Source organism: Kutzneria sp. 744 (assembly GCF_000568255.1).
In the GTDB taxonomy this organism is placed as follows: domain Bacteria; phylum Actinomycetota; class Actinomycetes; order Mycobacteriales; family Pseudonocardiaceae; genus Kutzneria.
The window spans coordinates 10,762,337-10,784,551 of record NZ_KK037166.1; the positions used below are offsets into that span (position 1 = coordinate 10,762,337).

At 67.2% G+C, this 22,215-nt stretch carries 22 protein-coding genes; 10 read left to right on the forward strand and 12 right to left on the reverse strand.

Going from position 1 to position 22,215, the window contains the following annotated elements; translation table 11 throughout:
• Positions 1-51 precede the first annotated feature (51 nt).
• Positions 52-1,374 (forward strand): phosphoribosyltransferase family protein, encoded by a 1,323-nt coding sequence (locus tag KUTG_RS48755; RefSeq protein ID WP_043726784.1) that lies wholly within the window; start codon positions 52-54, stop codon positions 1,372-1,374.
• A gap of 7 nt (positions 1,375-1,381) precedes the next feature.
• On the opposite strand, the gene KUTG_RS48760 is transcribed toward KUTG_RS48755, so the two are convergent.
• Positions 1,382-2,053 carry a hypothetical protein gene (locus KUTG_RS48760; protein ID WP_043726785.1) on the reverse strand — a complete coding sequence of 224 codons (672 nt, stop codon included), beginning with the start codon at positions 2,051-2,053 and terminating at the stop codon, positions 1,382-1,384.
• A 17-nt stretch (positions 2,054-2,070) separates the two neighbouring features.
• Between KUTG_RS48760 and KUTG_RS62680 the strand changes: the two genes are divergently transcribed.
• A complete protein-coding gene (locus KUTG_RS62680) occupies positions 2,071-2,226 on the forward strand; it encodes a hypothetical protein (protein WP_198047628.1) in 156 nt (51 codons plus the stop codon).
• Positions 2,227-2,299: 73 nt separating this feature from the next.
• Here KUTG_RS62680 and KUTG_RS48765 read toward each other — a convergent pair whose 3' ends face one another.
• A complete protein-coding gene (locus KUTG_RS48765) occupies positions 2,300-2,800 on the reverse strand; it encodes an adenosine-specific kinase (RefSeq protein WP_043726787.1) in 501 nt (166 codons plus the stop codon).
• 209 nt (positions 2,801-3,009) lie between these two features.
• Between KUTG_RS48765 and KUTG_RS48770 the strand changes: the two genes are divergently transcribed.
• From KUTG_RS48770 to KUTG_RS48780, 3 genes are all read left to right on the forward strand, one after another.
• The gene (locus KUTG_RS48770; RefSeq protein ID WP_232241357.1) at positions 3,010-3,441 is read left to right on the forward strand and encodes a DUF2267 domain-containing protein; all 432 of its coding nucleotides are present in this window, start codon (positions 3,010-3,012) and stop codon (positions 3,439-3,441) included.
• A 97-nt stretch (positions 3,442-3,538) separates the two neighbouring features.
• On the forward strand, positions 3,539-4,669 hold the full coding sequence (locus tag KUTG_RS48775; RefSeq protein ID WP_052396344.1) for a CapA family protein: 1,131 nt from the start codon (positions 3,539-3,541) through the stop codon (positions 4,667-4,669).
• Between the two features lie 24 nt (positions 4,670-4,693).
• Entirely contained in the window at positions 4,694-5,335 is a 642-nt protein-coding gene (locus KUTG_RS48780; RefSeq protein ID WP_043726791.1) for a protein-L-isoaspartate O-methyltransferase family protein, read from the forward strand.
• Between the two features lie 285 nt (positions 5,336-5,620).
• On the opposite strand, the gene KUTG_RS62685 is transcribed toward KUTG_RS48780, so the two are convergent.
• Positions 5,621-5,971 carry a hypothetical protein gene (locus tag KUTG_RS62685; protein WP_198047629.1) on the reverse strand — a complete coding sequence of 117 codons (351 nt, stop codon included), beginning with the start codon at positions 5,969-5,971 and terminating at the stop codon, positions 5,621-5,623.
• 317 nt (positions 5,972-6,288) lie between these two features.
• On the opposite strand from KUTG_RS62685, the gene KUTG_RS64870 reads away from it, so the two are divergent.
• Positions 6,289-6,531, forward strand: a complete 243-nt coding sequence (locus KUTG_RS64870; RefSeq protein WP_084580740.1) for a hypothetical protein — start codon at positions 6,289-6,291, stop codon at positions 6,529-6,531.
• A gap of 61 nt (positions 6,532-6,592) precedes the next feature.
• Here the strand turns inward: KUTG_RS64870 and KUTG_RS48790 are convergent, their stop codons facing one another.
• From KUTG_RS48790 to KUTG_RS48805, 4 genes are all read right to left on the reverse strand, one after another.
• Positions 6,593-7,048, reverse strand: a complete 456-nt coding sequence (locus KUTG_RS48790) for an Hsp20/alpha crystallin family protein (RefSeq protein WP_043726794.1) — start codon at positions 7,046-7,048, stop codon at positions 6,593-6,595.
• A gap of 32 nt (positions 7,049-7,080) precedes the next feature.
• Positions 7,081-8,544: a glycogen synthase gene (locus KUTG_RS48795; RefSeq protein WP_043726796.1), complete on the reverse strand. Its 1,464-nt coding sequence runs from the start codon at positions 8,542-8,544 to the stop codon at positions 7,081-7,083.
• Positions 8,545-8,551: 7 nt separating this feature from the next.
• Positions 8,552-9,616, reverse strand: coding sequence for a polysaccharide deacetylase family protein (locus KUTG_RS48800; RefSeq protein ID WP_255360993.1), 1,065 nt, complete (start codon positions 9,614-9,616; stop codon positions 8,552-8,554).
• A 95-nt stretch (positions 9,617-9,711) separates the two neighbouring features.
• A complete protein-coding gene (locus tag KUTG_RS48805; RefSeq protein WP_043726797.1) occupies positions 9,712-11,172 on the reverse strand; it encodes a glycosyl hydrolase family 57 in 1,461 nt (486 codons plus the stop codon).
• A 230-nt stretch (positions 11,173-11,402) separates the two neighbouring features.
• Between KUTG_RS48805 and KUTG_RS48810 the strand changes: the two genes are divergently transcribed.
• Entirely contained in the window at positions 11,403-12,818 is a 1,416-nt protein-coding gene (locus KUTG_RS48810) for an NF041680 family putative transposase (RefSeq protein ID WP_052396345.1), read from the forward strand.
• 663 nt (positions 12,819-13,481) lie between these two features.
• Here KUTG_RS48810 and KUTG_RS48815 read toward each other — a convergent pair.
• Positions 13,482-14,255, reverse strand: a complete 774-nt coding sequence (locus KUTG_RS48815) for an ANTAR domain-containing protein (protein ID WP_198047631.1) — start codon at positions 14,253-14,255, stop codon at positions 13,482-13,484.
• 129 nt (positions 14,256-14,384) lie between these two features.
• Positions 14,385-15,023: a response regulator gene (locus tag KUTG_RS62690; protein ID WP_052396346.1), complete on the reverse strand. Its 639-nt coding sequence runs from the start codon at positions 15,021-15,023 to the stop codon at positions 14,385-14,387.
• 171 nt (positions 15,024-15,194) lie between these two features.
• Between KUTG_RS62690 and KUTG_RS62695 the strand changes: the two genes are divergently transcribed.
• From KUTG_RS62695 to KUTG_RS48835, 3 genes are read left to right on the forward strand one after another with little or no spacing between them, the layout of a single operon-like run.
• Positions 15,195-15,500 (forward strand): circadian clock KaiB family protein, encoded by a 306-nt coding sequence (locus KUTG_RS62695; protein ID WP_043726800.1) that lies wholly within the window; start codon positions 15,195-15,197, stop codon positions 15,498-15,500.
• Positions 15,497-17,029 carry a circadian clock protein KaiC gene (kaiC, locus tag KUTG_RS48830; RefSeq protein ID WP_043726801.1) on the forward strand — a complete coding sequence of 511 codons (1,533 nt, stop codon included), beginning with the start codon at positions 15,497-15,499 and terminating at the stop codon, positions 17,027-17,029. The genes KUTG_RS62695 and kaiC overlap by 4 nt, the downstream gene beginning before the upstream one ends.
• Positions 17,022-18,053, forward strand: coding sequence for a PAS domain-containing sensor histidine kinase (locus KUTG_RS48835; RefSeq protein WP_043726802.1), 1,032 nt, complete (start codon positions 17,022-17,024; stop codon positions 18,051-18,053). The genes kaiC and KUTG_RS48835 overlap by 8 nt, the downstream gene beginning before the upstream one ends.
• Before the next feature lie 170 nt (positions 18,054-18,223).
• Here the strand turns inward: KUTG_RS48835 and KUTG_RS48840 are convergent, their stop codons facing one another.
• The 3 genes from KUTG_RS48840 to KUTG_RS48850 form a co-directional block, all read right to left on the reverse strand.
• The gene (locus KUTG_RS48840; protein ID WP_157495350.1) at positions 18,224-18,736 is read right to left on the reverse strand and encodes a transposase; all 513 of its coding nucleotides are present in this window, start codon (positions 18,734-18,736) and stop codon (positions 18,224-18,226) included.
• A gap of 478 nt (positions 18,737-19,214) precedes the next feature.
• Positions 19,215-19,523, reverse strand: coding sequence for a DUF1540 domain-containing protein (locus KUTG_RS48845; RefSeq protein ID WP_043733453.1), 309 nt, complete (start codon positions 19,521-19,523; stop codon positions 19,215-19,217).
• 1,246 nt (positions 19,524-20,769) lie between these two features.
• Positions 20,770-21,825: a PIN domain-containing protein gene (locus tag KUTG_RS48850; RefSeq protein WP_043726803.1), complete on the reverse strand. Its 1,056-nt coding sequence runs from the start codon at positions 21,823-21,825 to the stop codon at positions 20,770-20,772.
• Between the last annotated feature and the right edge of the window lie 390 nt (positions 21,826-22,215).

The following is a 22,215-nucleotide window of genomic DNA, read 5'->3' on the forward strand; positions in this document are numbered from 1 at the left end:
GCTGACACAGAGGTGTCATTGCTGTGCGGCGGACCTCGAGCGGAGGGCCACATGCTGTTCGTCAACCGGGCCGACGCGGGCCGGCGACTCGCCGAGCGGCTGGCATACCTACGCCAGCAGAACGTCGTCGTGCTCGGCCTGCCACGCGGCGGCGTGCCGGTCGCCTACGAGGTCGCCCGAGCCCTGAACGCTCCGCTGGATGTGCTCGTAGTCCGAAAGCTCGGCCTGCCCTACCAACCAGAACTCGCGATGGGGGCAATCGGGGAAGGAGGCGTCGGAGTCCTCAACGACGACGTCGTGCGCGCGGCCCATGTCACCGACGAGGAGTTGAAGGCCGCGGCCAACCGTGAGCGGGTGGAACTGGACTCGCGGGTGCGGCACCTGCGCGGCGACCGGCCACGACTGCCGCTGACCGGCCGAACAGTCGTCATCGTCGACGACGGGATCGCCACCGGCGCGACCGCACGTGCGGCATGCCAGGTTGCCCGGGCGCACCACGCCGCCAGGATCATCGTCGCGATGCCGGTGGGAGCTCCCGACACCGTGGAGAGCTTGAGCCGGGTCGCCGACGAGGTGGTCTGTCTGGAAACGCCACGGAACTTCTACGGGGTGGGCCAGTGGTACGCCGACTTCACCCAGATCAGCGACGCCGAGGTCGCGTCCCTGCTGACCGCAGGCGCGACCGACAGCACCCTGGCGGCCATGACCCAGCAGTCCGATCCGCCACCGGTCCGCGAGAAGGACATCACTATCACGGCCGACGGCGCTGCGCTTGCGGGACGGCTGGCCGTGCCGGACAGAGCCGAACACCTGATCCTGTTCGCCCATGGCAGTGGCAGCAGTCGGTTCAGCCCGCGCAACCGGTTCGTGGCGACCGCGCTCAACCATGCGGGCTTCGCCACACTGCTGATGGACCTGCTCACTCCTGAGGAGGAATGGGACCAGGGACACGTGTTCGACATCGCACTCCTGGCGGACCGGCTGGAGAAGGCTACCGGCCGGTTGCGGGGCGAGTACGCACGTGTGGGTTACTTTGGCGCGAGCACCGGGGGTGCCGCCGCATTGTGGGCCGCCGCCGAGCCAGGCGCGGATGTCGCCGCAGTTGTCTCCCGTGGTGGCCGGCCCGACCTGGCCGGGGATCGGTTGCGCCTGGTCGCGGCGCCGACGCTGCTGATCGTGGGCAGCCGCGACGAGATCGTCCTCGACCTCAACCGTGGCGCGCGTGCGCAGCTGCGCTGTCCGAGCGATCTGGTGGTGGTTTCGGGGGCCACGCACCTGTTCGAGGAGCCTGGTGCGCTCCAGCGCGTCGCGGACCTCGCCCGCGACTGGTTCAGTGCCCATCTCGCGAGGACGTCGCGCAGCCAGCTCAGTTGACCGCGCGTCAGTTGGCGGGAGTCATCGATGCGACGGCAGATGTGCCGGGAGGAACGCTCACGGCGATCTCCTCACCGAGTACTGTCCCCGCGGCCAGGTTCAGGTGGTCGCCGCTCCAGAACCTGCCGGCGTCGTACCAGTTCGGCCGGTGAGACGGCGGCAGCAGACCCATCTCCTCGTAGGTGATGGCGACGATCTCCGCGCAGTAGGCGGTCTCCAGCTCCCCACGCCAGGATGCGCGCTTCCTGACCGGAACCCGCCCGCTCAGCCACCGGGTGACCAGCCGGAACCTGGAGGGGAACGGGGTGCCGTCCAAGCGCGCGATGGTGCGTAGGACGGCGTCCTCCATGTCGCGGGTGCGCGGGCAGTCGAGTTGGCGTAGCCACAGCCGCTGGTCGTACTTGGTGGCCCAGACGAGGACCGCGCTGCGCAGGTCGTGCAGTTGAGCCCCACGTCGGTGGACGCCCGACCACAGGTCGGGTAGGGAACGGCCGAGCTCGGCATGCCACATCAGCGCGGGCAGGTCTTCGATGGTCACGGACATGCCGACGTGGTTGACCGGACTGTTCGTCGAGACCTGGATGAGCCGGTCGGCGGCGGTGTGTCCGCGGAACAGCCACACGTCTCCGGTGCGTGTCAGGTCGACGGCTGCGTCGAGACCGAGCTGCGTTCCTGGCACTGGTCTAGCCTAGGCCGGTGCGCTGGTGGAAAATACTGGGCTTGGCCGGCTTCCTCGGGATCGCCGCCACTGGTGTGGTGATCCTCCGAGAAGAGCGACGACGCCGTGCGCTCACTCCCGAGCAGATCCGTGAGCGACTCCACGCCCGCCTCACCGAGGATCGTCACGAATGAACGCGGAGTCTTGCTGACAGAACGACACCCGCTCGGCCAACACGTGGAACGTAGACACCGCCGAACACAGGCGTCACACAGGTCCGAGCTTGTACCCCAGCTCCCGCAACAACGCGTGCCGGTCGGCCACGTCGTCGTCGGTCTCCACGCCCACCGGCGGTGCGCCATCCACGACACCGACGACGCCCCGGCCTCGATCGGTGACCGCGACGAGCACATCGACCGCGTTCGCGGTCGCGCAGAAAACCGTGCACACCTCGGGAACGAGCTTGACCGGGTTGAGCACGTTCACCGGGAACCCGCCACGCAGCAGGATAACGAACGAGTGTCCCGCGCCGATGGCCAGCGCCGTTTCCGCCGCGAGGTCAACGAGCTCCTCGTCGTTTCCCGAGCGGCGGACCAGGCGGGCACCCGACGCCTCGCAGAAGCCGACGCCGAACTCAATCTGGGAGCCCACCCCGACCAGTGCCTCGTGTAGGTCCTCGACGGTCTTGATGAAGTGCGCCTGTCCGATCACGACGTTGGTGTCGTCCGGCTTGTCCACCGGGACCACCTCGAAGGCCACAGCGGCCATGACACTCACCCCTTACGACGACACTGCCGAGGGCGGTTCTCATGGCGACAGTAGCGCCACATGGCCGACGGCGCCGGTGGCTGCTGCCACCTCTCGTACTCACCGGAGGCGGACTTTCGCCTCTGTCCACGGCACGCAGACGGGCCGGACGCTGGTCGTCGGAGGAGTGAAGCCCCGGGAGGCCGATCATGCCATCGACGAAGGCGTCCGTGTTCGACCACGCCGTGCATACCGCGAACGAATGGGTGCGAGATGTGGCCGACGAGTTCGACACCGACGACCGGCCGTTCGCCTATCGGGTCCTTCGCGCGTGGCTACACACCCTGCGCGACCGGCTCACGGTGGAAGCCAGCGCGCACCTCACCGCGCAACTCCCCGAACTGCTGCGCGGAATCTATTACGAGGGGTGGGATCCCACCGCGGTCCCGCACCGGTTCGACGCCAAGGGCTATGAGTCGCGATTCGCGCGGGATGCCAACATCTCCGTGCAGGACGTGCACCGGGCTGCCCCGGCGGTGACGGCGGTCGCGCAGCGTCGACTGTCCCCAGGGCAGGTCAGCAAGACACTCGACCAACTGCCGGAGGACGTGCGTACACTGCTACGGCCGCCCGCTCCCGGCGACGTCGAGACAGGCTGCTGACGAAGGCGAGCGTGCCACGGATTCCGGGCCGTCAAAGACATGGCCGTCCCGATTTCTTGCTCCGTCGGGGGTTGCCGCTGCTGGCACAGTGGCAGGCATGGCAGACGCCACGGCGACGACCGTGTTCCTCTCCGGCGATGTGATGCCCAGCAGGGGAGTGGACCAAATCCTTCCCCACCCCGGTGACCCGTCACTGCGGGAGAGCTACGTCACCGACGCGCGCAGGTACGTGGACTTGGCAGAAGCGGCCAACGGCCCGATTCCCTATCCGGTCGAGTTCGCGTGGCCGTGGGGAGACTCCCTGCCGGCGCTGGACGCGATCGCACCCGACGTACGCGTGATCAATCTCGAGTCGAGCATCACTGCCGATGGCGAGTTCGCGCCAGGCAAAGCCGTGCACTACCGCATGAATCCAGACAACATCGGTTGCCTGACCGCGGCTCGCCCGGACGTGTGCGCGCTGGCCAACAACCACGTGCTCGACTTCGGCCGGCGAGGACTGATCGACACCCTCGACGCGCTTCGTGGCGCCGGCCTGTGCGGGGCAGGCGCAGGTGTCGACATCGAGCAGGCGCGCCGACCCGCGATCGTCACCAGCAGGGGCGGCTGCCGTGTCCTGATCTTCGCCTGCGGCATGGCGTCCAGCGGCATCCCGGCGGATTGGGCAGCCACCGCGGACCGGCCGGGCATCTGCTACCTCCCGGATGGCTCCGATCGCGAAGCCTCCGCTCTCGCCGGGCAGGTGCGGGCCGTCAAGCGGCCGGGGGAGGTCGTGATCGTTTCCGTGCACTGGGGGGCGAACTGGGGCTACCAGGTCACTCGGGACCAGGTGGAGTTCGGGCACCTGCTGATCGATGCGGGCGTGGACATCGTGCACGGGCACTCTTCGCACCATCCGCGCCCGATCGAGATCTACCACGACCGGCTGGTCCTGTACGGGTGCGGCGATCTCATCGACGACTACGAAGGCGTCGGCGGTTACGAGCGGTTCCGTGACGATCTGCGGCTGCTGTATTTCGTGTCGGTGCGGCCGGACACGGGTGCGCTGGTGAGTCTGCGGATGGTGCCCGTGCAGGCGCGCAACCTGCGCCTGCGGCGGGCATCGGCCGCCGATGCGGCGTGGTTGCGAGGCACGCTCGAGCGGATCAGCCGCTCGTTCGGAACACGCCTTGTCCTCGGTTCCGACGGTGTGCTCACTGTTGGTCGAGCCCGGGCGACACGCAGCTGAAGCACCACCGCCAGGAGGCGTGACATGCACGAAGGCCGCACAGCTGAAGACTTGGTGCGCGCCGTGCGGTCTAACGGTGTCAGCGATGAGCGCCTGCTTGAGGCGATCCGGACCACGCCACGAGCGGAGTTCGTCCCCGCAGGCCACACTGCGGTCGCCAATCACGATGCGCCCATTCCGATCGGCCACAACCAGGTCACCACGCAGCCGTCGCTGTCCGCGAAGATGATCGAGGGCCTCGCCCTCACCGGCAGCGAGCACCTGCTGGAGATCGGCACCGGCTTCGGCTTCCAGACCGCACTGCTGGCCCGCTTGGCCGACGATGTGGTCAGCGTCGAGTGGTGGCTGGACCTGGCGCGCCGGGCTGAGCGCAACCTGGCGCGGGTCGGCATCCACAACGTGGAGCTGTTTGTCGGTGACGGCAGCTGTGGCGTGCCCGCACGCGCACCCTACGATGCCGTCGTCGTCTCGGCGGCCTTCCCGGAGGTGCCGGCAGTGTTGGCCGCGCAGGTTCACGCTGGCGGCCGACTCGTCCAACCGATCGGCCCTGGCGGCCACGCAGAGGTCGTCCTGTTCCAACAAACCATCGAGGGACCGCAACGACGAACGGTCCTCACCCTTGCCCGGTTCGTGCGACTACGCGGCACCGTTCAGGACCATGGCTGAAAACAAGGGCGCCACCAGACCCGCGATCCGCCCCATCGAGTTGTTCGCCGGGGCTCTTGCTGCCGTCACCGCCGCATTTCTCGGCTCCCTGTTCGGCGTCGCCGGCACGGTGATCGGAGCTGCCCTCGCCAGCCTGGTCTCAGCAGTCGGCGCCGCTGTCTACCAGCGCTCACTGGATCGCGCATGGCAATCGCTGTGGTCACGGTTGGCCGCGCCGCCGCGGTCTGGTTCCGGCGATGCCGCGGGCCGAGCTGTGCCGGATGAGCACTCGTCACTCGCAACACCTCAACCGATCAACCCGCCTACGAGCAGTGGCCGGCACAAGCACCGTTGGCTGCCACTGATCGTTGCGGCCGTCGCCATGTTCGTGCTGGGCATGGCGGTGTTGACCGGCGTGGAGTTGTTGCACGGCGGCCCGATCTCCGGAGGCAACGCGGGGACCACGATTGGCGGCCTGTTCGGGCGACCCACGCAGCGTCCAACCCAAACCCGTGCTCCCGAATCGACCTCCACCACACCGAGACCAACGAGCCCGACGCAGACGACCACGACGCAAGTGAACAGCCCGCCGACCGCGTCCACCACAACGACGACGTCCACCTCCACCACCTTGTCGACAACCTCCAGCGGCTCCACCGTGACGCCCCCAACGGACATGGCTACCAGCACTCCCACCGAGGGCAGCCACCCGTGACAAACGCTGGTTAGCCTACGGGCGTATCTACGCCGACCATAACAGTGCGACATCTGAGCAATATGAGAGCCTGCGGACGACATGCCCGCGCGAGGATCGCGCTACCCCACCGACGTGATGCTCGACAGACAAGCAGAGTTCGTTGTATGGAGGGGAGAACGTTCAGCTGAGTGTTAGTCGCGTTGGGCGGGTGGCCCCTTGCGGATGGCGTCGCGGGTGTGTCTCATGACGTGTAGCGCCACCGTTGTGAGGAGAAGTCATGGCGACATGCGATGTCTGCGGCAACGAATACGTCAAGTCCTTCGAGATCCACATCGAAAATTCAGTGCACACGTTCGACAGCCTGGAATGTGCCATCCAACGCGTCGCGCCTACGTGTGGCAACTGCGGCTGTCGCGTTGTCGGCCACGGGGTGGAGGTCGGCGGAGCCTTCTACTGCTGCGCCCACTGCGCCCGAATCGTTGAACCGAGGGTTGCCGCCCGGGTGGCTGACCACGCCTGATCGCGGACGCGAGCGGCCTGCGAGACGACAAGCCGCTCACGCCCGCTGCGGTCAGGCGCGCTCAGTCACTCGAGATGGCGATCCGTCGCGCCTTGGCTTGCTCGGTTTTGGGCGCCCGCACGTTGAGCACACCGTCGGCGAGGTTCGCCTCGATGTGGTCCTCGTCGACGTCCTGGGGCAGCAGTACGCGGAAGGTGAACCGTCCGGCGCGCCGGGCGCGCTGACGGAACACGCCTTCGCGTTCCCTGTCCTTGATCTCGCCGTCGATGACCAACTCGTTGCCGACCAGGTCGATGGCGACATCGTCGCGTGCCACGCCGGGCAGGTCGACCTCGACCAGGTACTCCTCGGCCGTCTCGGACACATCGGCCAGTGGCGTCCAGGTGCGCAGACGCTCGTCGATGCGGCCCGCGGCGGCGTCCAACCAGCGGCCCAGCTGACCGTAGATGTCCTCGAACTCGCGGAACGGATCCCATCTGCCCAGCATGTGCGCCGAGCGGCCGACAGGAAGGGTCATGATCCTCACTCCTTCGAAATTCTGATCGTGCCTCACTTGTGCCTGATGTGGTCATAAATGTTCTGGTAGTGCTGGCCGGGCCCGGCCCAGGAATGCTCGGCCCGCATGCCGTTGAGCATCAGGTGCCGGAACTCGGTCGGGAACAGGTTCCACAGACCCAGCGCACGCCCCAACGCCGACTCCAGCGCAGCGTTGTCGGTCTCGTGGAACACGTAGCCGTTGCGTTCGTGCGGCGGTCGGAACGAGTAGTCGCGGTCGAACACGGTGTCGCTCAACCCGCCCGTGGAGCGCACCACCGGCACCGTGCCGTAACGCATGGCGACCATGGGCACCAGGCCGCACGGCTCGAACATGCTCGGCACCACCACGATGTCCGCCCCGGCGTACACCAGGTGCGCCAGCTCCTCGGTGTAGCCGATCTGCAGGTGGCAGTCCGGATTGTCGTTCAGGTAGCGCTTGAGGTGCCGGAAGTGCCCGCTGATGCCGTTGTGGTGGAAGGCGTCGCCCAGCAGCACGAACTGGGCGCCGTTGGCCAGCGCGTAGAACAGGGCGTGGTGCACCAGGTGCATGCCCTTCTGCTGGTCCAGTCGGCCGATGTAGGCCACGATCGGGCAGTAGCGGTCCCGCAGCCAGAACCGCTCGCGCAGGGCCCGCTTGTTGGCGTACTTGCCCTCCGGCCGGTCGGCCGAGAAACCGGCCGGGATCAACGGGTCGACCTCCGGGTTCCACATGTGGTAGTCGATTCCGTTGAGCACGCCGCCGAACTTGACCCGATGTGCGTGCAGGGTGTGGCCGAGGCCGCGGCCCTGGTCGCCGTAGCGTGCCTCGTCGGCGTGGGCGGGCGACACAGTGGTGACGAAGTTGGAGTACACGATTCCTGCCTTCATCAGGTTGACGGCGTCGCCGTCGCCGAGCCGGTCGGGGTGCAGGAAGTGGTCGGGCCGGCCGAGTTGGGTCGCCCAGAGCACTCGGTCGTCCGTGACGCCCTGGTGGCCGAAGTTGTGGATGGTGTAGCAGACCCTGCTATCGGCGAGCCCGGGTTGGTACTGCTCGTAGAGCAGCACCGGGACGATGCCGGTCTGCCAGTCGTGGCAGTGGATCACGTCGGGGCGTTTGCCGGAGTGCAGCAGGAACTCCAGGGCGGCCTTGCTGAAGAAGGTGAACCGGTCGACGTCGTCGGGGTAGCCGTAGAGCCGGTCTCGGCCGAAGAAGTTGTCGCCGCAGTGCGGTTCGACGAAGTAGCACGTGCGGCCGTGCACGTGGCCGAACCAGACGGTGCAGCGCACGGCCCCGCCGAACCACGGCACCCACAGGTCGCGGTAGGCCACCTGGAGGCCCCAGATGTCCTGGTAGCGCATGCAGTCGTACTTCGGCAGCACGATCTCCACCGCGTTGCCGCGTAGTTCCAGCTCCCGGCTCAGGCCGAACACCACGTCGGCGAGCCCGCCGGCCTTGGCCACGGGTGCGCATTCGGCCGCGATCATCACCACGTACACCAGACGCTCACCCGAGCTCAACCCCAGCGGTGGCCACCAGCTCCAGCGCACGCTCGAGATCCCGTTCGCACCGGCCCAGCCATGCCGATCCCCAGAAGAAGCTGCAGCTGGTCTCGGCCCGCAACACATGCCGCAGCGCCTCGGCGAGTTCAGGCCGTGCACCGTCCGCGCGCCAGCGGGCCTCGTGCACGCGCTCACTGACCTCGTACACCCGCGCAAGCGCCGCACGCTGCTCACTGCTGCCGGTCCACTGGGTGAATCCGACGCCGTCATGCCACCCTGTGTTCCAGGCGCCCGCATGGATCCGCACCTCGCCGACCGGGGGATGCTCGGCCAGGTAGTCGTGGATGAACACCGGCCGGATGCCGCCGCTGTCGCCGCGGCGGCTGCGGTCGAGCAGCTCGGTGTAGAACCCGGTCCAGAAGTTGCTGCCGGCGGTGGTGTTGCGGAACCAGCCGCCGTTGTCGCCGTCGGTGCACGTGGTCACCAACGGCGTGAAATCGCAGCGTCGGGTGCGGTCCCGCACCTCGCGGACGAACCAGTCCGCGTCCATCCCCGATTCCTGCGCGTCGGACAACTCCCGGTCGCGCACCACCACGACCATCTCCTGCCCACGGTACCGTGTCACATGCGGCCGGTAGCGCAGCTCGTCCCAGCGCATCGGGGTCACTGGCGCGACATGGACACTGTCGACGAGCACGTACCGGTAGCCTAGGCGGCGGATCAGCGGGACGAGTTCGGGGCAGAAGCCCATCTCCGGTGGCCACATCCCCGCGAACTCGCAGCGGTTGAACAATAAATTGGCGACACCGTGCCACCGCAGCAGCTGCTCGGCGCGGTCCACGGCTGGGATCAGTGGTAGCACCGGGGTGGTAGTAGGCGGTGCCGAGAATGTCGATGATCCGTGTGTTCTGCAGATGCCACAGCAGCGAGCCGCAGTCGACGATGCCGTAGACCCGCTGCTGGAATGCGGGGTCGGCCAACGTCGCCAGCAGCGTCCCCGACAGCGCCAGATGGACGCGGGCGCAGTCCTCGTACGGCCACAGCGACCGCGGGATGCGGTCCAGCGCATAGAGGATCTCCCGTGCCGCCCACTCGTCGGTGTCGAGCAGGTACTCGAGGTTTCCCTCCGGCTGGTGGAGGTTGAGCACCAGCGCGAAGGCGATCTCACTCATCGCGCCCCTGGATGGCCTGCATGGCCCGCCGGGCCATCTCCGCCCCGTACTCCGTCCACCGACCCTGTCCCCAGTAGCGGTAGCAGCTGGTCTCCGCCGACAGCAGGTGGAACAAGGCCCGGCGGTACCGGGGGTCGCTGGTCGCGACGTCGGTGTCGGTCCGCCACTGGTGGAACGCCGCGCTCGCCCGGTCCATCGGCGCCAGCACGTCCTCGTAGCCCTGGACCCAGGACACGTCGTTGGTCCAGCTGCCGCCCTCTGTGTGGAACCGCGGCTGCTCCGCCGCCAGATCCGTGATCACCGACGCCAGCCGCAGCGGACCGTCGCCCGGGGACAGTCGCTGCCAGATCAGGTGGTGCCACAGCGGCCTCAGCTGGGGCAGGTCGCGGTCGGTCACGCCGAGCTCGGCGATGCCCGCGAGATACTCGCTGACGTTGACCATCGGTGTGGTGCTGTCGGAGCATTCGCGGACGACGTCGACGTACTTGGGTGGGAATTCGTTCATCATCACCCCGCCGTTCTCGCCGTCGGCGATCTGGACGACCAGCGGTGGCACCCGTGTGCCGGCCAACTCGACCGGCCCGAGGCCGAGCGCCTCGTAGTAGGGCTGCATCTGGCCCACCAGTTTGGTGTCGCTGCCCTGGGTCTTGACGATCGCGATGATGTCCGCGGTCTCGCCCCTGGAGTTCGTGCACACCAGGCGATGCGGCACATGTGGGTTGGCGGGCGGCGTACCGTCGGGGGTCTCGACGGTGTGCTCCTGCACGAGCACCCACCGGTAGCCGCAGTCGCGCAGCGTGCGCACGAATTCGTAGGCGACGTCGGGATGGTTCGGCAGTGCCATTTCGGCCGGCGAGAAGCCGCGGACCCGGGACAGGGCGTCCAGGCCGAAGATCGACGCGAAGTGGTGTTGCCACGCTTGTACGTGCAACCGGAAATCCTGCACCGGAGTCGAGGGGGCCACCGCGTGGCCCCAGGTGCTGCCCAGCCATTCCACCGTCCGGGATTCCCTCGGCGCGCGCGTGATCCGGACGAGCGCGTCGAGCACGTCGTGCGCGCCCATCTGGCGCAGCCCGTACAACAGGGTGCCGGAGTAGTCCAGCATCACCCGCGGCCGCAGGCCCTCGTCCAGCAACTGCGGAAGGAACTCGCCCATCCTCTTGTAGCACCACCGCATCATCGGCGCATTGTGGTTGTCCCCGATGTCCTGGTGCTCGGTCATCCACTGCAGGTTCCCAATGACAGCAGCGGTCGAGATGTCCTCACCACCCGCGGGGATCAGGGGCTGGTGCATGTGCAGCGCGACGGCGAAGCAACTACGCAGCTCACGTAGATCGACGCCATCCGCGGCACCCACGAGCCGCCCGTTCGCCATCGCCTCCCCGACCCGCTCCTCCTGACCGCAGATGTTGGGCAAGCCATCGATGAGTTCGGGGAAGACAGACTCAGCCACCGAACCTCCTCAGCAGGTGCTCGGCCGGACAACCAAACTGTGGCAGCCACTCGTGCGAGGCACCAGAGGCCACATGTGTCTGCCAGCAAGGGCCTGCCCGGGAAGCACTCCCCGTCTTAGCTTGAGATTTAAGGTTGGCGTGCCCACGACGGCACCCGGTTGATCATGGATGAAGCCCTTGGTTGATCATTCCTTCCTGCGACAGTCGGAAGATCACACCAAGGGCTTCGATGATCAGTGTGCACCACACCAGCGCCACCGCTGTGCTGGGGGACCTGTCCGGGTTCCGTAAGGCGTTCTACCAGTGTCTGACCGCACGGGCGGACGCGTTGTTCGAGTTGGCCGACGCGGCACTGTGCGCCGAGGGACCGGTCACCTCGCTGGTCGAGTTATCACTGGCCACCGAACACCGACGGGGCCACGGCACCCTGTACGACGGCCTGCGCCAGGGCAAGATCGACATCACCCGATTCCGCAACGTTGTCGCCCGCCAGTCGATCCCCCGCTGCGACGACGGCCGGATCGTGTTGGCCATCGACGTGAGCCACTGGCTACGCCCGGATGCGAACACCAGCCCGGAGCGGCTGTTCTGCCACACCTACGCACGCGGTCGCGGCCAAGCCCAGATCATCCCCGGCTGGCCCTACTCCTTCGTCGCCGCCCTGGAACCCGGCCGCACCTCGTGGACGGCGATGCTCGACGTGACGCGCGTGCGTCCCGACGATGACCACACCGACCTGGCCGCCACCCAACTCCGCGCCGTGGTGGACGCGCTGGTCACCGCCGGACACTGGCACGCCGGCGATCCAGAGATCTGGATCACCGGCGACAGCGGCTATGACGGTCCCCGCCTGGCATTCCTGCTGGCCGACCTCCCGGTCCAGGTGCTGGTGCGACTACGGTCCGACCGGGTGCTTGCCTTCCCCGCGCCGCCACGGCAGCCCGGCGCCCGAGGCCGCAGCACCCGGCACGGAGCCCGGTTCGTGTTCGCTGATCCGGCGACCTGGCCGGTCCCCGTGCGCACCACGACGACCGACACCACCCGCTACGGCGCCGCCCACGCTCGCTCCTGGGATCGGTTGCACCCCAAGCTGACCCGCACGGGCGCCTGGGCCGACCACGCCGGCCACCTGCCGATCATGGAAGGCGCGGTGATCCGGCTCCAGGTCGACCGGCTACCCGGCACCGGCACCCCGAAACCGTTGTGGCTGTGGCACTCCACGACCGCGGCAACCCCGGAGCAGGTGGATCGGCTGTGGCAGATGTTCCTGCGGCGTTTCGACCTGGAGCACACTTTCCGTTTCCTCAAACAAACTCTGGGCTGGACCACGCCTCGCGTCCGTACGCCCGACGCCGCGGATCGGTGGACCTGGCTGATGATCGCGGTCTACATCCAGCTTCGGCTGGCCCGTCACCTCGTGGAAGATCGACGGCGTCCCTGGGAGCGAAAGTCGGCAACACCTGCCCGGTTGTCCCCGACCCGGGTCCGGCGAGGTTTTCGCGCGGTTCGCCCGACGGCCGCTTTGCCTGCCAGCGCACCGAAATTCTCCCGGCCCGGTCCTGGACGTCCGGCAGGGTCACGAAACTCCAGCCAAGCCCCGGTACACGACCCCGGCAAGCCCAAAAAAACAGACATTGAGGGTTAAATCTCAAGCTTAGGGCGGTAGGTCAAACTGGCTCCTCAGCCACGAAAATCCTGTGCTTCCTCGGGCGGCTCGCCGGGACTTCCCGGCACCATCAGCATGCACCGGTCGGCACGACGCTGTGACGGCCATAGGTCCTTGGCCGGCAGAGTCCATGTTCCTCGGCCTTGGGGTCCTGTTGGGTTCGTCGTGGCGCCCGTTGCGAGGAAAGCTTGCATATCTCCGCGCCGACCGGTCTCGTCGCCGCACCCTCACATCGGCGTAGTCGGCGCGGTGCTTGTCAATAGGCCGGTGTTGCGACGACCGGTTGAGCCTGGTCAATACACCTCCGGCCAGTACGCTCGCGTGGCTGCCGAGACCGTTGTCCGACTCTCGGTCGGACGCAAGGGACAACGCGGGGACAAGCCATGGCCCACCAAAGTCAAGGCACACAAGGAAATCTTCGCCCACATCGAGGGGTGGTACAACACCCGCCGTCGGCATTCCAGCCTGGGCTATCTCAGCCCGGCCGGCTATGAAGCCACGGAGGTGTCCGTTCCTCGGCGTGAGGTAGCGTGAGTTCACCATATCGACCCTGTCCGTCGAATCGGGTCAACCCCGCGCTGAGCCGCTCGAGGGCCTTCGTAGGGTCCTTGTAGCCCAGGGCACCGGGCATGGCTACGCCGACTACTCCGCCACGCATGGCTTGAGGGGATGGCCCTGGCCAGACTCCGCCGATGGCGTGGCACGGCCGTCATCTGGTGACGTGACGCGCAGTTCGCCCCTCGCGACCGCGCGGGCGACGCCGGCAAGCTTGAGGTTGTTCCTTCGGGCGTAACCCCGCAGTACGGTGAAGGCGTCGTCGACAGTCACCCGCAGGCGCTCCGCCAGGACACCTTTGGCCTGTTCGATCGTGATCCTGCTCTGGAGCGCGCGTTCGAGCTGTTCGATGACCACCGCGCTGTTCCGGGCCCGTTCGTTGAGCACGCCAATAGTGGCCACGTCGGCCAATGTCTGGCCGAGTTCGGCGGCCTCGACGTCAAGCTTGCCGGGCTGGACGGAGAACAGGTTCATCGCTCCTATGGTCCGATCGTGCCACCGCATCGGGAACGCGTGTACGGCGCCGAATCCGGCCGCCCGCGCGGCGGCGGTGAAGGTTGGCCAACGGTCTTCCGTTGCCAGATCAGGCGAACACACCAGGGATCCGCCGTGGAAGGCGTCCAGGCCGGGGCTGTCGTTCTGCGGTTCGGACAGCTCCGTGACACGGGGCCATTCCGAGGAGGCAGCTAGGCGCAATGCCTGTCGATGATCGGCCAACAGGACCCCGTTGGCCGCCACGTCCAGTAGGTCAACGCTGAGTTGGGCGAGGGCGCCCAGATAGTCGATGGCGTCGACGTCGGTGACCAACCTGCCTGCGAGCAGGACGAATGCCTGTCGCGCTCGCCTGTCCAAGGAATTCATCCTGTTCCTCCCGTAGCTGCTGGCATGTGTCAGCCGGCCACGACGCTACGGGGGACTGCCCTGGCGAAACGTCCCCCAGGTGGTCCGGTCGCGCCCCTCAGGTGGGCTGAAACGGTGGCGCTGGCCTGATCAACTGGTGGTGGGAGGCGTGGGCAGGAGCCCGATCCGGGTGGCGATGATGACCGCCTCGAGCTGGGTGTGCGCGTCCAACTTGCGCATGACGCTCTTGACGTGTCCCCGCGCGGTGTGCGTGCTCACGACGAGCCGCTGTGCGATCACGGTGGCGGCGAATCCTTCCCCCATCAAACCGAGGATCTCTCGTTCCCGGGGGGTGAGCCCGGTCAGATCAGGTACCAGGACGACCGGTGCGAGCGCCGCGATGGAGGTCTCCTCGACCAGGACCTTTCCTTCGACCGGGGTCCGGATCGCCGTCAAGATGTCAGGCAATGTGCTCGCCTTGGCCAAGAACGCGGTGGCGCCGGCCGCGACGGCCTCGGTGAGCAGGCGGGGATCGGTGTTCGCGGTCAGGATGAGCACTCGGACACGGGGGTGTGTCGCCATGATTCGCCGAGTGCCCTCGATGCCGTTCATGCCTGGCAGACGGATGTCCATGAGCACGACGTCAGGGCTTTGGCGGCCGGCCAGCGCCAGCGCGTCCTCGACCGTGCCCACGGCGCCGACGCAGTCCAGGTCGGGCTGAGTGTCGACCGCGATTTCCAGGGCGTCGGCGAGCGTTCGTTGGTCCTCGACCACCAGCACACGGATCACGTCTGTCGCCCTTCGTGTTCCCCGCGTCAACGGTACCCGCTGCCCGCGATTCGGTCGGGCGTAACCTGGCGATGCGAGCGCACCTCGCTTCGAGCGACGGGAGGTGTCGTACGAGATGGATAGTGTGAACGCGTTGCGGCACACGGGGGTGGACGGGCGGGGCAGAATGCCGTGACCACTTACTCGTTTCGGCTCTACGTGGCTGGGCAGACGGAACGGTCCCAGGCCGCGCAGGTGAACCTCCGCATGCTGTGCGACTCCCGCCTTCCCGGCCGTTACCAGATTGACGTTGTTGATGTCACCGACCAGCCCGACCTGGCGGAGGAGGAGCGAGTACTGGCCACTCCGACCGTCATCAGGATGGCTCCGTTGCCGAGGCGGAGGGTGATCGGGGATCTGTCCGACCACCGCCGCACGGCGTTGGCTCTCGGCCTGCCAGGAGTGGCCACTTCTACTCCACTGGAGGATGAAATATGACCGACAACGCCCCTATCAGGCGGCTTCCCACCGATATCAACGGCTTCGATCACGTGGCGCTGGGCGGGCTGCCCGCCGGCCGGTCCACCCTGGTCGCCGGCACCACTGGCACCGGCAAGACGTTGTTCGCCATCGAGTTCCTCGCCAAGGGCGTCCTTGGCTCCGGCGAGCCGGGCGTGTTCGTCAACTTCGAGGAGAATCCCGAGGACATCCGCCACAACGCGGCCTCGCTCGGCTTCCCGATCGAGCAATGGGAACGCGAGGGGAAATGGGCGTTCGTCGACGCGGCAGCCGAGGCCAATGATGATGAAGTGTCGATCATCGGCGCCTACGACTTCGGCGGGCTGGCGGCCCGCATCGAACACGCGGTCCGCGAGACCAACGCCACGCGCGTGTCACTCGACTCGCTCGGCGCGATCTTCGGCCGGTTCCGCGACTCCGCGATCGTCCGCCAGGAGCTTCACCGGATCGCGCACCTCCTGGGGCGGCTCGGGGTCACGTCCGTCCTCACCGCGGAGCGCACCGGCGAATACGAAGGCGTATCCCAACACAACGTCGAGGAGTTCGTACTCGACAACGTGATCATCCTTCGCAACGTCCTGGAGAACGAGCGGCGACGGCGGACTTTGGAGGTCGTCAAGTTCCGCGGCACCGGACACCGCACCGGCGAATGGTTGTTCACGATCGATCCGCGGGATGGAATCGTCGTGATGCCGCTGGCGTTCCTCACGGCGCCCGTGCCGGCGTCTCGCGTGCGCGTGTCCACGGGCAACACCGGACTAGACGGGATGTGCGGCGGTGGTCTGTTCAAGGACTCGATCGTGCTGCTGACCGGACCGAGCGGCTCCGGGAAGACACTGACGGCATTCGGGTTCACCGCGGCGGGGGTCAAGGCCGACGAACGCTGCCTGATCTACGCCCTCGACGAGAGCCGGGCCCAGCTGGGGCGCAGCGCCTCCGGCTGGGGATTCGATCTCGACGCCATGGAGGCGTCGGGCCTGCTGCGGATCGTGTGCGAGTACCCGGAGGTCGCGTCGCTGGAGGACCACTTCCTCAGGATCAGGCGAGCCGTCGAGGAATTCAGGCCGTCCCGCCTGGTCATCGACACGCTGTCCGCGTTGGAGCGTGTCGTCTCGCCGCGAGCGCTGCTCGACTTCGTGATCACGTTGGCCGTCGTGGCACGCCACCACCAAGTGACCACGCTACTCACCTCGGCGCCCGCAGGGCGGTTCACCCCCCGGCTCACACCGACGATCGCGGACGAGATCGCCAGTCTCACCGACGTCACGGTCAGCCTCCGCTACTTCGAGAGTGCCGGTGAGATCCAGCGCGCGATCGCCATCCTGCAGACGCGAGGCTCCGCCCATGATCACACCATCCGCCGGGTGACCGTCGACGGTGACGGTCTGCACATAGGTGAGCGCCTGTCCAGCGTGGTGGGCATCCTGTCCGACAGCCCCGTGGTCTCCGCGGCCCCGTGGTGGTTGGTCGGCCTGGCGCGGCCAGAGGGCCCTCGGCCAGGTGAGTGAGCACGCCAGCGCCTGGTTCCCGGACGACATCATCCGACTCATCGTCACGGCGTCGGCCGATGGGATCCTCGCGGTCGACGGAGAAGGGGTCATCCGGCTGTGCAATAGGGCCGCGGAGGATCTGTTCGCCCGCCCGGCGGCCGACCTGGTCGGCTCCCCGTTCGGCTATCCGATCGCCGTGGGCGTGTCCGAGATCGACCTGATACTGCCTGGCGGTCGCAAGCGGGTGGTCGAGATGCGGGTCACCGCCACAACACTGCACGGTAAGCGCCTGCATGTCGCGGCGCTGCGGGACGTCACCCGCCGCCGAGACATCGAACGCGCACTGCAGGCGGCGCTGGAGCGGCAGAACATCGTGCTCGCGGTGGCAGCGCACGAGCTGCACAGCCCGCTCGCCGCGATCAGTGTGCTGGCGCACGTGCTGCGTGACAACGGGGCCGGCCTGACCCAGCAGCGACGGGCCGAGATCACGGACCGCATCATCGAGCGCATCGCCTACTTGCAGGCGCTGGTGCGCAAGCTCCTCACCGCGTCGCGGATCGACGCCGCTGGTGGGAGCCCTGTCGTCGAACATGTGCCCGTCCTTGAAGTCGTCATCGAGCAACTCGCCGGCATCGAAGAGAAGTCGAGAGACGTCCGCGTGACGTGCCCCGAGGGGCTGGTGGCGGCCGTCGACCGGGCCGAGTTCTGCGAGATGCTCGCCAACTACCTGGAGAACGCCTTCTCCTACGGGCAGCCACCCGTCCAGATCCAGGGGAGAGCGAAGGCGGGCTGGGTCGAGGTGCGGGTGATCGACCAGGGCCCGGGAGTGCCCACCTCCTTCGTGCCCTACCTGTTCGAGCGGTTCCGGCGCGGTCCGGGCAGCGAGCGCCGGACTGATGGAACCGGGCTGGGGCTGTGGATCGTCCGCAACCTCGCGCAGGCCAACGGTGGAGACGCCTGGTACGAACCCGGCACGCGGCGAGGTGCTTGTTTCTGTCTGCGCCTGCGGCAGGCCGTCGCCACCCGGGCGATGTCTGGCTGATTCCAGGTCCCGACCCCGGCCTGCCGGGCTGATGGTTGTCTGAGGATCTCCGAGGTGAGCACATGTGGTCGGGTAGCGGGGACGCATTGCTGCGCCCCCTAGACAAGTAACAACTGACACGAAGATGAACGGAACTCGCAGCTCACAGCGTGATCGCTACGGGGGTGTACTCATGCTCCGATCGGGTCGAAGCGGACGGTGAGTCCGAGGGCGTTGGCCTGCGCGGTGATGCGGCGCATCCCTTGGGTCGGGTCGCGCTTGGCGAAGTAGTCGGCACCGAGGTCGTGGTACGCGACCTTGCCAGCGAGGACGTGCCAGATCGCGATGACGAGTTTGTGCATGACCGCGACCAAGGCGCGTTGCTTGCCGTGACGCGCGGACAGACGCCGGTAATAGACTCCGTAGTAGGAATCCTTCTGTTTGATCGCGGCCATCGCCGCGATCCCGAGCACCCGTTTAAGGTTGGCGTTGCCGTGGCGGGTGTGCCCAGACTTGTTGACCCCGGCGGACTCGTTGACTCCAGGGCACACCCCGATCCAGGAGGCCAGGTGCCCGGCGGTGGTGAACGGCGCCATATCACCGCCAGTCTCAGCGATCACGATCACGATCTCGGCGGCGGCGCGCCCGATCCCGGGAATCGTGTCGAGGTTGTCGATGTCCTGCTCCCACTCGGCCTGCTGCATGGTCGCGGCGATCCTGGCAGACGCCTCGCAGGACTGCTCGACGACTATCAATCGGCCGCCTAAAATCCCAGCCCACAGACGATGACAGCATTTTCGACCAGGACAGGCGAATGCCCATTGCGGAGGGACGCTGTCGGTGCCCGTGATGCCGTCGTTGCGATGTCAACTGCTTGAGGGCGACGGGCCGGCTGTCAGGGGTAGGGCTTGGCGCGTTGTTGACACTGTCGTGAATCATGAGGGTTCCGCGCGTTGGCCCCTCGCGTCGACGGTGTGGGGTGCGGGCCCTGGCACTTCTCCCCAGGTGTCAGGGACCGCCCCTGTTGCAAGCGAGGTGCTGGGGTTGGGGCGTGGTGCCGCCTCTGGCGCGGGGCGCTCATCGATCTGCTCGCCGAGCGTCGGCTTGTTCAGTTCGGGATGGTCCCCGAACACGGCCGTGTCTTACTTGAGGGGCACCGGCCGTGCCTGCGTGGTCGGGTCGTCAGCGCGGGCTGTAGGTGAGGCAGTTGGCGGCGTGGTCGCCCTCGCCGGGGGCAATGCGCACGCCGGAGGCGGTGCACTCCAGGTCGCTGTTGTGTATGCAGTCTGCCCTGGAGCAGGCGCCGACCTGGGCGAGGACCTTCGGCAGGCCCCCTTTGCGGGACAGCGGGACGAAGGTGCCACAGTCGGCGACCCCGTTCGCGCCGTACACCGTGATCGCGAAGGTGTGGCAGCCGTCGTCCTGGTTGTATGAGCAGCCGCTGACGGTGCACTCCTGGACAGCGGGCATCCGTGTTTCGGTGGTTGCCATGAGCACTCCTCAGATGTGAGTGGTTGACACGCTGCCACCGAAAACCGGCCCCCGCAACACGCAGGTAGTGAGGATAGCCTCACCTTGAAAAAAAGGTTCCGCAGGTCAACCCTGTGATCAATCTATTCGGGATTGCCCCCAGCGGGTAATTGGCCCCCGCCATTTTCCGCGCCTCGGGCCGGCCGTCGTGCCAGGAGAGCAGCTCGTGTGGGGACAACACCCGAGTGCACTACTTCACCACGGTAGCCTCCGGGCCGCCGCTGGCGCGGAGACAACCTTGCTGACCTGTAACTCTGCACCGGTAGCCGCCCAACGGAATCATTTTCAAGAACGAGAGTCGTAGGGGCCCTCGACCCCCAAGGGGAGGGGCCTCGCGGCATCCCGTCGACTTGGCAACGCCCATCACGCCCGTCAAGGGGGCACCTGCGCGCCGACCTGCGCCCGCCGAGAATGGGCGTCATCGCGGGTTTTCTCCTGTGCGGCAGAGGGACGGCATCTGGAAGGGCCGGGTGGTGGGACGGCAGCCGGGCCGGATGGCGTTTGTGGTGCTTGAGTGGGGTTCTGGCCAGTCCTGGCCAGTGGCGTCATGTCTCCCTGGTGTCGGGGTGTTGTCTCTGGTTGAGTGCTGCTCAGATCCGGGCACGCTCCCCCGATGTGCGCCGGGTTTGCGGGGGTACCGGTCCGACGACATGCGGGTCGGGGGACCGGTACCCATCCGGGGGCGAACGTCCAGGGCTGGGCGGCGGCCAGGACGTGGCGGGCCAGGGCGAGGCTCAGCCCTTGGCGGCGGTCCGCCCAGCGGCGGGGTTCGAGTCTTCTCGGTCCACCCGTTGGTGGAACGGGGCGCGTTCGTTCCGTGCGGAGCGGCGGCCGGCGGCGACCTGTGGTGTCGTTGTGAGGATGACGGTCAGATCGTCGAAGGCTGACACGTCCTGGGTCGCGTTGCCGCCCTCGTTCGGAGTATCCTGTGGTGCAAGGGATGTGTCGCTGGAAGGCCGGTCCTCACACTGGTTGCAGGTGGAGAAAATCTGGAGAGTCCGATGACCCTGTACTGCACGGAACGGCGGTCTACGGCACCGAACGGACGGCGGTTTTCCTGCGGTGCCTTGGTTTCCGCAGGTGACTGTCCTCTTTGGATCACGCTGGCAGTGTGAGGGTCAGGCTCGACATCTCCGCAGGTCAAGTGCTCTGCTGAGTCTGGCGGACGCGGACGCATAGGTCTCGGCTTACATGAACGGTCAGGCGTCTACTTCCCGGTTGATTGCCCGCTATAACGATGTGCCCGCTGAAGCCAGTCCCGCACGTCGGCCGGCTGGATGGCGGCGTCCGCGGTGCTGGCGGGATTACCCAACCGCCAGCGTCCTCGGGATACCTCGATGAACGCGTCCCGTCGACGCAGTTCTGCCCGGATCGCGTCGCCGCGCTCGCGCGGTGTGCCGGACAGGTGCATTCGCGTGGCCATCTCGGTCGCAGTCATCGGCTCGTCGGCTTCCGCGAGGAGTCGGGCGATCTGTTCTGACAACGCCTGACGCTCAGCTGGCTGGATGACGTTAATCACCCAGGTGACCTGCGCCTTGGTGTGCCGCTCGAAGACCGTCGCCGCGAGCGGAATGATGGTGTCGAAGGCTTTCCCGGTCAGCTCACGGACTCTGCTGACGTGCTGGTGGGCCTTGCCGCTCTGCTCCCACCAGTACAGTCCCGCCAAACCGGCGAGGAGCAGGATGGCTTGCGCCCACTGGGGCAGCTTGGCAAACGTCCGGCCTGTGGCCTTGGCAAGCTCTATGGCGAGAACGGTTGGAAGCCGAACGGTGGTGCCGACAAGTTCCATCTCGGCCTGGTTCGCCGACGCGAGCGTGAGCGGCAACCAGTTCGGGTCGCCGAAGCCGTTGTCGGTCAGGTCTGGGTCCTGGATGAGCCCGTGACAGGGTGCAAGAGCAACAGCCAGTCGGGCGGTGGGCAGGTCGACCGGGTGGCGGTTTGCGACCTGGGTGACGCGGTCGTCGCCCTCACCCCAGGTTTCCGGCACCGGCACCACGACGATGTACGGCAGATACATGCTGTGCCAGCGCCTCACAGCGAGCGTCGGGTCGACGTGTCGATCCTCGGCGAAGCCTGATCGGTCTCGCTCCATCTCGACGAGCACATGCTCGGCGACGAACAAGCGCGCGGCGTCATGATGAAGGGCTGCGAGCAGGCCGGTCAGTTCGCCGCGACGAGCACCCTGGACCACTTCGTTCATCAGCACGCCGGTATCCCCCACCAGCAGGCGGGGCGGTCCGAAGCGCACCAACGGCGAAGCCACCCGATCATCGTATGCTCCCTGGCCATGCGTTTTCTGGCCGGCGAGGGCACCGCGGGTCGACCGCGATCCACCCCGGGCGCGGGTGGGTGTTCGACCATTGCGGCCCCGCCGGTAGTTCGGCGCCGGCTGTGGTGATCCGGGTCTTTGGCTGGCCCGGTGATGTTGCGACGGGCCCGGTCGGGTGTGAACCGCTGGTGATGGGCTGATAGGGCGTGCGTCGGGCGTGTAGGGGTGGGAGCTGACGGCAACGGCGGTCGACGGTGGCGAACGGTTGCCGGCTACGTTCGGTTCGAGGTGGTTGTGGTCGGTTGATGTCGGTTGGCGGATCTACCTGGGCGGGTGGTGTGAACCGCGACCCCGTAACAGTGTTACGTAAAAAACTGTGGGCAC